The sequence below is a fragment of the Catenulispora pinisilvae genome (assembly GCF_015356865.1).
GTDB classification, from domain to species: Bacteria; Actinomycetota; Actinomycetes; order Streptomycetales; family Catenulisporaceae; genus Catenulispora; species Catenulispora pinisilvae.
The window spans coordinates 1-8,175 of the sequence record NZ_JAAFZA010000352.1 but is presented as its reverse complement, the minus strand read 5'-3'; the positions used below and the strand labels follow the sequence as shown (position 1 = coordinate 8,175).

At 70.9% G+C, this 8,175-nt stretch carries 7 protein-coding genes and 1 pseudogene; 3 read left to right on the top strand and 5 right to left on the bottom strand.

Going from position 1 to position 8,175, the window contains the following annotated elements; all coding sequences use genetic code 11:
• Positions 1–108: 108 nt before the first annotated feature.
• Complete coding sequence (locus IZR01_RS46260) at positions 109–705, bottom strand: histidine phosphatase family protein (RefSeq protein ID WP_194899107.1); 597 nt, start codon at positions 703–705, stop codon at positions 109–111.
• A gap of 587 nt (positions 706–1,292) precedes the next feature.
• On the opposite strand from IZR01_RS46260, the gene IZR01_RS46255 reads away from it, so the two are divergent.
• Entirely contained in the window at positions 1,293–2,459 is a 1,167-nt protein-coding gene (locus IZR01_RS46255) for a steroid 3-ketoacyl-CoA thiolase (RefSeq protein ID WP_194927537.1), read from the top strand.
• 80 nt (positions 2,460–2,539) lie between these two features.
• Here the strand turns inward: IZR01_RS46255 and IZR01_RS46250 are convergent, their stop codons facing one another.
• A complete protein-coding gene (locus IZR01_RS46250; RefSeq protein WP_194899109.1) occupies positions 2,540–3,262 on the bottom strand; it encodes a pyridoxamine 5'-phosphate oxidase family protein in 723 nt (240 codons plus the stop codon).
• A 27-nt stretch (positions 3,263–3,289) separates the two neighbouring features.
• On the opposite strand from IZR01_RS46250, the gene IZR01_RS46245 reads away from it, so the two are divergent.
• Both IZR01_RS46245 and IZR01_RS46240 read left to right on the top strand, forming a co-directional pair.
• Positions 3,290–4,624 carry an aminotransferase class I/II-fold pyridoxal phosphate-dependent enzyme gene (locus IZR01_RS46245; RefSeq protein WP_194927536.1) on the top strand — a complete coding sequence of 445 codons (1,335 nt, stop codon included), beginning with the start codon at positions 3,290–3,292 and terminating at the stop codon, positions 4,622–4,624.
• Positions 4,625–4,780: 156 nt separating this feature from the next.
• Positions 4,781–5,239: a hypothetical protein gene (locus IZR01_RS46240; protein WP_194927535.1), complete on the top strand. Its 459-nt coding sequence runs from the start codon at positions 4,781–4,783 to the stop codon at positions 5,237–5,239.
• A gap of 78 nt (positions 5,240–5,317) precedes the next feature.
• Here IZR01_RS46240 and IZR01_RS46235 read toward each other — a convergent pair whose 3' ends face one another.
• The 3 genes and pseudogenes from IZR01_RS46235 to IZR01_RS46225 form a co-directional block, all read right to left on the bottom strand.
• Positions 5,318–5,788 (bottom strand): metal-dependent hydrolase, encoded by a 471-nt coding sequence (locus IZR01_RS46235; RefSeq protein WP_194899112.1) that lies wholly within the window; start codon positions 5,786–5,788, stop codon positions 5,318–5,320.
• A gap of 47 nt (positions 5,789–5,835) precedes the next feature.
• Entirely contained in the window at positions 5,836–6,609 is a 774-nt protein-coding gene (locus IZR01_RS46230; protein WP_323747293.1) for a protein phosphatase 2C domain-containing protein, read from the bottom strand.
• A 35-nt stretch (positions 6,610–6,644) separates the two neighbouring features.
• Positions 6,645–8,175: pseudogene (locus tag IZR01_RS46225) on the bottom strand (hypothetical protein); the annotation flags it as partial.

The following is an 8,175-nucleotide window of genomic DNA, read 5'->3' as shown; positions in this document are numbered from 1 at the left end:
TGGGTGGTTTGCCCCCTGGTAGGGCGGGGCCCTACCAGTGCTGATGGTTCAGCCCGCCCAGAGCGTGGCCCTACCCTGCCGGTGACTCAGCCCGCCCAGAGCGTGGCCCTACCCCTGCTGGTTCAGCCCGTCCACCACCGGCCGCGCATGCTCGAACCCGAGCCGCGACACCGCGGCGGTGTCCAGCCGGAAGAACCGCCCGTCCGGCGCCGGCAGCCCGAGCCAGCGCGAGCACAGCACCCGCAGCACGTGCCCGTGCGCGACCAGGCACACGTCCTGGCCGTCCCCGTCGGCCAGCATCGGCCGCACCTTCGCCAGCACCCGGTCCACCCTGGCCCCGACCTGCTCGATGGTCTCGCCGGGGTGCTCGTGGTCGCCGGGCACGATGCCGTCGTCCCACAGGTACCAGCCGGGCCGGCTCTGGTGGATCTCGTCGGTCGTTATCCCCTCATAGCCGCCGTAGTCCCACTCCAGCAGGTCGGGGTCCTCGATCGCGCCGGTCAGGCCGGCGAGCTCGGCGGTGCGCACGGCGCGCGTCAGGGGGCTGGTGTAGACGGCGCCGAATGTGCGGCCGGCCAGGAGTTTGGCGGCGGCGCGGGCCTGGTCCTCGCCGACGGTGGTCAGCGGCAGGTCGGTCAGGCCGGTGTGGCGCCCGGACCGGCTCCACTCGGTCTCGCCGTGGCGGAGCAAGATCAGCTCAGACATGCTCCCGAGCGTATCCGGACCGGGCGTCTCGCGCGTGAGGAGCCGATGTGGTGCGCCACACGTTTCAGCAGGGCTCGAACCCGCGCCCGCCCCGTAGCGCGCCGGGTGGCGTGTCCCGACAGGCCATTGACCCCGGCCACATCTCCGTTTTGACTGGAAAGCGGCGGCATTGGCGGCTTGTGACGGATCCCCGCCGCGAAGCCAGGACCGCCGCCAGCGAAGGAGGCGCTATGGCGAAGCAGTCATTGTCGGAAGTCCAGCGATCACCCGCCGAAGACACCCCGCCGACGCCCGCCGGGAGCCGGGTGCTGCCGATCGTCGTCCTCGAGCCGGAGGCCGGGAGCTGTAGCTGCGGAGGCGGCTGCAAGTGCGGCTGTCAGAGCGGAAGCAGTTGCGCCTGTGGGGGCGCCTGCGGCTGCTGACGGATCCCGCGCTGTGACGCGGACCCCAAGGAAAGGGGGCCGCCGGAGTTCCTCTCAGGCGGCCCGTTCCCTTGTCGCCGGATTGCTGTTAGGTTCGCAAAACTAGAACCTGTATCAGTTTCTGGAGGAGTTCCGGAATCCCGGAGTCCGGCAGGAGGGGCGTCCATGTCCGAAGCCGTCATCGTCGAGGCCGTCCGCACCCCGATCGGCAAGCGCAACGGCGACCTCGCCAACCTGCACCCCGCCTACCTGCTCGGCGAGACCTACCGGGAGCTGCTCAAGCGCACCGGCGTGCCGGCCGACGCGGTCGAGCAGATCGTCGGGGGCTGTGTCACCCAGGCCGGCGAGCAGGGGTTCAACGTCGCGCGCACGGCGTGGCTGGCGATGGGTCTGCCCTACTCGACCGCGGCCACCACGATCGACTGCCAGTGCGGCTCCTCGCAGCAGGCGAACAACCTGATGGCCACGATGGTCGCCGGCGGCACCGTGGACATCGGCATCGGCTGCGGGGTGGAGGCGATGTCCCGGGTCCCGCTCGGCGCCAACGCCAAATCCGGCTTCGGCTCTCCGCGGCCGGACGAGTGGAACCTGGACATGCCGAACCAGTTCGAGGCCGCCGAACGGATCGCGCGCAAGCACGGGATTACCCGCGACGATGTCGACGAGTTGGGCGTGCTCTCGCAGGCCCGGGCCAAGCGGGCGTGGGCCGAGGGCCGGTTCGACCGCGAGGTCTTCGAGGTCCAGGTCCCGACCCGCGAGGACGAGCGCGACGAGCACGGCATGTGGCGCGGGGTCGGCCGCGACCAGGGGCTGCGCGACACCACCCGCGAGGGCCTGGCCGGACTGAAACCTGTTCTCCCCGACGGCATCCACACCGCCGGCACCGCCTCCCAGATCTCCGACGGCGCCGCCGCGGTGCTGTGGGCGTCCCGGGGCACGGCGGTCGCCCTGGGCCTGCGCCCGCGGGCCCGCGTCGTCGCGCAGGTGATGGTCGGCTCCGACCCCTACTTCCACCTCGACGGCCCGATCCCGGCCACCACCGCGGTGCTGGCCAAGGCCGGGATGACCGTCGACGACATCGACCTGTTCGAGATCAACGAGGCCTTCGCGTCCGTGGTGGTGTCCTGGGCCCGCGCACACCGCGTAGACCAGGACCGGGTGAACGTCAACGGCGGCGCGCTGGCCATCGGGCACCCGGTCGGCGCCACCGGCGCGCGCCTGTTCACGACGGCGCTGCACGAGTTGGAGCGCGCCAACAAGGAGTTCGCGCTGCTGACGATGTGCCAGGGCGGGGCGTTGGGGATCGCGACGATCATTCAGCGGATTCGCTGATCCAGGCCGCCGACGCCGGCTCGGGACGCCAGTGTCCTGGGCCGGCTCTGCTAGCAGCCTGTCCTGTCAGCCTGTCCTGTTCAGTGCTCGTGGTCGCAGGCGCGCGGCCGCACATAGCGCTGCGCGTACTCCGGCGCGTCGATACCGTCCCGCAAATCCGGGCTCGGCTTGGCCACTCCGGCGGTCACGGCCAGCGGGATACTGCCGGCCCAGTACGGAAGCGCCAGGTCCTCTTCGTCGTCGACGACGTCGTCCCCGCGCGACTTCAGCGAGACCTGCTCCAGATCCACGGCCAGGATCGCGGTGGAGGCCAGTTCCTTGCGGGTGGGCTCGCGCGACTCGGCGGTGCGGCCGGGTGCGATGTGGTCGATCAGGGCCCGCATGGCGTCGAGGCGTTCGGCGGGGTCGGCGACGACGCGGGCCGTGCCGTGCACCACGACGCTGCGGAAGGCCACCGAGTGGTGGAACCAGGAGCGGGCCAGGACCAGCGCGTCGTGCAGCGTGACGGTCACGCCGACCGCCTGGCCGTCGAGCGAGGAGAATCGGCCGCCGCTGGAGCCGTGCACGTACAGCCGGTCGCCGATCCGGGCGTGGACCGTGGGCAGGACCACCGGGCGGCCGTCGGCGACGAAGGCCAGGTGGCAGACCAGCGCCTCGTCGAGTACGGCGTGGACGGCGGCGCGGTCGTAGTCGACCCGGTCCTGGTAGCGGGTCGCGGTATTGCGTGGGGTCTGTTCGTAGGCGCCCTGGGCTCCCGGACCGTGGGGACAGGACTCGGTTTCGGCGTCGCGTAGTTGCGTCATTTTTCGTCCTAGTGCAAACTAGTAACTGTGGTAGTTCAAACACCGTCACCGGCAGCGTACAAAATCTCCGGCCGCGGCGCCAGCCAGATCGCGGCGTCGATCGAGGCCGGCATCGCGCACGGCAGCCTGGCCCCGGGCCAGGCGCTGCCCCCGATCCGGGACCTCGCCGCGGAACTGTCGGTCAACCCGAACACCGTCTCGGCCGCCTACCGCCTGCTGCGCGACCGCGGCGCCGTGGAGACCGCCGGCCGCCGCGGGACCCGGGTGCGCACGCAGCCCGCCACCGCCCCGCGCAACCTCTCCTTCCAGATCCCGCCGGGCGCCAAGGACCTGGTCACCGGCGACCCGGACCGCCGCCTGCTGCCGGAACTGGTCTTCCCGAGCAGCGTGTCGCAACGCCTTCATAAGGACGAGTCGATCCTTCCGGAACTGCTGAAGACCGCCCGGGCCCGCCTCGGCGCCGACCACGTCCCGACCGACGACCTGCTGCTCACCTTCGGCGCCGGGGACGCCGTCGACCGCGCGCTGTCCGCACACCTGCGCCCCGGCGACTCGGTGGCGGTCGAGGACCCCGGCTGGGGCACCGTCTACCGGCTGCTGCCGGCCATGAACCTGACCGCCGTGCCGGTCCCGATCGACGCCGAGGGCATGACCCCGGAGGGACTGGCGGCCGCGCTGAAGCGGGGCGTGCGCGCGGTGATCATCACCAGCCGCGCCCAGAACCCCACCGGCGCCGCCGTGTCCGCCGCACGCGCCAAGGCCCTGCGCAAGGTCCTGGCCGGGCACCGCGAAGTCCTGCTGATCGAGGACGACCACGGCGCCGACCTCACCCGGCACCACGGCCTGCACACCCTGGCCGGCAGCACCGAGCTCTGGGCCCACATCCGCTCGCTGTCCAAGGCCTACGGCCCCGACCTGCGCTGCGCCGTGGTCGCCGCGGACGCCACCACCGGCGGGCGGATGGCCGGCCGGCTCCGGCTCGGCGCCGGCTGGGTCAGCCACCTGATCCAGGCCCAGGTGCAGCGACTGTGGACGGACGAGACGGTCGAGGCACAGATCATCCAGGCGGCCGGGGTCTACAAGGAACGCCGCGACACCCTGGTCGCCGCCCTGGCCGCGCGCGGGATCGAGGCCTTCGGCACCTCCGGTATCAATGTCTGGATTCCGGTTCCGGAGGAGGCGATCGTGGTCAGCGGCTTGCTGGCGGCCGGCTGGGCGGTGGCTCCGGGCATCTGGTTCCGCGTCGACAGCCCGCCCGGCATCCGGATCACGATCGCCTACCTGGACCTGGCCGACGTCGAGCCGCTGGCCGACGCCGTCGCCGCGGTCCTCAGCGGCACGGGCCCGGCCGGCTCGGTGTAGTCGGCACGGTCTGATCGGTACGGCGTAGCCGGCGCGGCGGCTCCACCCACTCAATCAGGGTAGGAATTTCGCATAATCTGTTCGCCCGTGGCGAACGCCGCCGAAGAAGCCCGCCGAACCCTTCTCTTGCCCCCGGCCCCGGCCTACCGTGGCGGGGTGGGCGAATGGTGGTCGATCGAGGTGACGGACGGCGAGTTCTCCGCGACCTCCTGGAAGGACACGCACGGCCGTGACCTGATCCGCACCGCGCTGGAGTACGGCGCGGAGGACTGGGCCTGGGTCGAACGTCCCTGGGGTGTGGTGCTCGAGCTCTGCTTCCCGGAGGACACCACGGTCGGCGGCTGGTCCGCCTTCCGCGACGCGACGCTGGTGAAGGCGGCCCTGGACGCCGTCCCCGATCCGGTCAACGGGCTGCTGGTGTACCCGGGACGGGGAGGCTCCTCCGGCGCGCGCGTCCCGCGCAAACCCAAACCGGCCCCGGCCGCGGCAGCCGCGGCCCTCCCGGAGCCCGACATCAGCGACGAGGTGGTGCGGCTGGCGGCGACGGTGGCCACCGAACCGCTGCCGGTGGACCGAGGCCCGGCCGTCTACCCCGGCGTGCGCTTCGCGAGCTAGCTGCTAACTGACAGCAGCTAGCTCTGCTGGCTAACTTCGCTGGCTCCGCTGGCTAACTTCGCTGGCTAACTTCGCTGGCTAAGCGCGCACCCCGCGCCGCTTGATCAACGCCGCCGCCGACAACGCGAACCCGGTGGCGGCGACCAACTCGTGCGAGACGAACCGATGCGGCGCCTCGTCTTGGATACGGCTGTGGAAGCGATTCACCGCGTCCGGCCACAGCTTGCGCTTGAAGATGATGTGCGCGGGCTTGTCCAGGTCCGGAAGCGCGGCCCCGGCCATCCCGAGCACCACGGAGGCGACCAGCTTGGTCCGCCCGGCCGCCGGCGTGCGCAACACGGCCCGCGTCACGATCCCCATGGCGGCCAGTCCGGTCAGCCCGTCGGCGACAGCCACCCGCAGGAAGTGGCTCTCGCTCTCCCACTCGCCCCAATGCGGCAGCGAGTCGAGCGCGAAGTGCGACGCGACCCCGATCGCGAAGGCGGGCAGCGGACGCCGCACGGCGGCGCCGATCACCGCTCCGGACAGGACGTGATTGGTCACCAGCATGGCCTCACGGTAGCCGAGCGGTGATCAGTAGGCGCGGCAGGCTCGAGTCAGAAGCGGCAGAAGACGGCGGTGGCGTCGTCGTGGACTTTGCCGCGATAGGTGCCCGACGGCGTGGCGAGCTCTTCGGCCCGGACATCGGCGACCACCTCCCGCGGCCCGTACTTGTCCATCCGCTCCAGCACATCAAGCCACGTGCGGCCGTACCGCTCGACCAGGCGCGTGATGCCGTCGGTCATGAGCGCGACTCGGGTGACGTCGCCGATCGGGATGCTGCCGACGATCGCCTTGTCCGCGGCCTCGGGCCGGTTCGACGCGATCCAGAAACCCTCGTCCGTGTTACGCAGACGGCTGACACCCCTGACGGAGTAGTCGGAGAGGTGGGCCGTGCGGTCGTCATGCGCGATGGTCAGCTCGGTGGCACTGGCACCAGCACCAGCACCAGCACTGTGCTCGATCACGATCGCCGAATCACCGAGCACGATGTAGTCGACGGTCTGCGCGCCGCACCGCAGCATCACCGCTGTGCTCGACGGGCTGTCGAGGTTCTCCAGATCGCAGGTGTCAGCGTGCTCGCCCATCGTCGCCGCGATCCCCCGGCGCAGGACGTCCACCAACCCCGCACGCGGCTCGCGCAGCAGCAAACCCGCGAGATTCGCCCCGAGGCGCGCGACCAGCCACGGCACGTCGTGGACGCAGCCGGAGTCGACGCCGGCCGGTGCCGTCGCACCGTCCAGCACGATGACGAAAGACTCGGTGGCTAAGACGAAGTCGTCGTTGGGACGCAGCGCGGACGCTGCCTGGCAGACGTAATTGACTTCCACAACCTGCCCCCACTAGCTGGCATGACGGAAAAGGATCACGGTAGCGGAGTAGGGCGCGAGAGTGGTCGGCGCCGGCCCGGTGTGTGAGGTGACGGCGGTGTCGCCCGGCTGCCAGCTGAGGGGCGGACAGCCTGGTAGCCGCACGGCACGGTCAGGTGGATCGTCTGGGCCTGCTGGGGGTCTTCGTTGAGGAGGACGAAGGCGAGCGTGCCGTCCGCACGCCGGATCGCGTGGACCGAGAGTGTGCCGCCTGTACTGCCTGTGCCATCTGTACTACTTGTACTACCTGTGCCATCTGTACTACCTGTGCCGCCGCCGGTCGTCGTGGTCGCCAGCAACTGACCGCCGCCCTTGAGCGCGGTCGTGAGCAGCCGCATCGTCTGGTACGGGGCGAAAGGCGTGCCGGTCGGCGGCTCGCAGCCGGTCTTGCCGGGCTGGTCGACGGGGCAGGTGCCGGAGGAGAGCAGCCCGAGGTCGCCCCAGCCGCCGTCGCTGGTGGAGTTCGGGCCGCTGTACAAGGCCCACCAGTCGACCGCAGACGCGCCGTGCTGCAACAGGGTGAGGTTGTCATCCATCAGATAGAGGGCGTTGACCGCGGTGACCTGCTGCTGGGTGGGCGAGTCGCCGGCGGAGTTGGTCTCGCCGACCACCAGAGCCAGCCGGTGGCCCGGGCTGGAGGCCTGCTCCAGCTGGCTCCGCAGGTGGTCCAGCGCGGGGCCGATGGCACTGGTGGAGCCCAGGATGGTCGCGTCAGAGTCACCCAGGGCGGGCGAGGGATACCAGTGGACGTCCGCGAAGTCGACGGCATCGGCCAGACCGGGGGTGGCGAGCACGGCGTCGTCCCAGAGCTTGCCGTACATGTCAATGCCGGGTTGCCCGGCGTCCGCGGGGTTGTAGGCCACGAGCTCCACGCCGACGCGGATACCCGGGTCCACCGCCTTCATCGCGCGGGCGAAGGCGATGGAGTTGCGCGCATAGGCAGCCGGAGACTTGTCGGTATGGGCATCGGGCTCCAACGGGAAGCCGGCCGGCATGGGATGCCAGCCGTTGAGGTACGTCTCCTCACCGATCACCCAGTCCCGGACGCCGTAATCGTGCGTACGGTTGGCATACCGAACCCAGGCCGCGGCCTCCTCCGGAGTCCCAGGCTTGGGCTGCTGCGCGGTGCTGGGATCAGCCGCAGTGTCGGTGGGACCGGTCCCGTAGTTGACATGGACGACGATTCCAGCGCCCCCGGCCCGCGCGGTCGTCGCGAACTGATCAAAGCTGAACCGCGGCGTGAGGGACTGGTACGGGCCCGAACCGCTGGGGTCAGGGCTGAGCCAGCCGCCGTCCTCGAAGTGGTAGAGATCGCTGGACCCGCCGGCATCAAAGTCCAAGCTCTGAATCCCCGCCCCCTTGACCAACGCAGCAGTATCAGGGCGCGGAAGCATCGGGTTCCAGAACGGATCAGCGGCACCGATCGCGTCCGGCGCGACATGCCCGATCACGGCCCCGCTCACCGTAACCGCCGCCAGACCCGACGACCCAGCGGCGGCGACACTCGTCGTCCCCGCCACCCCCACC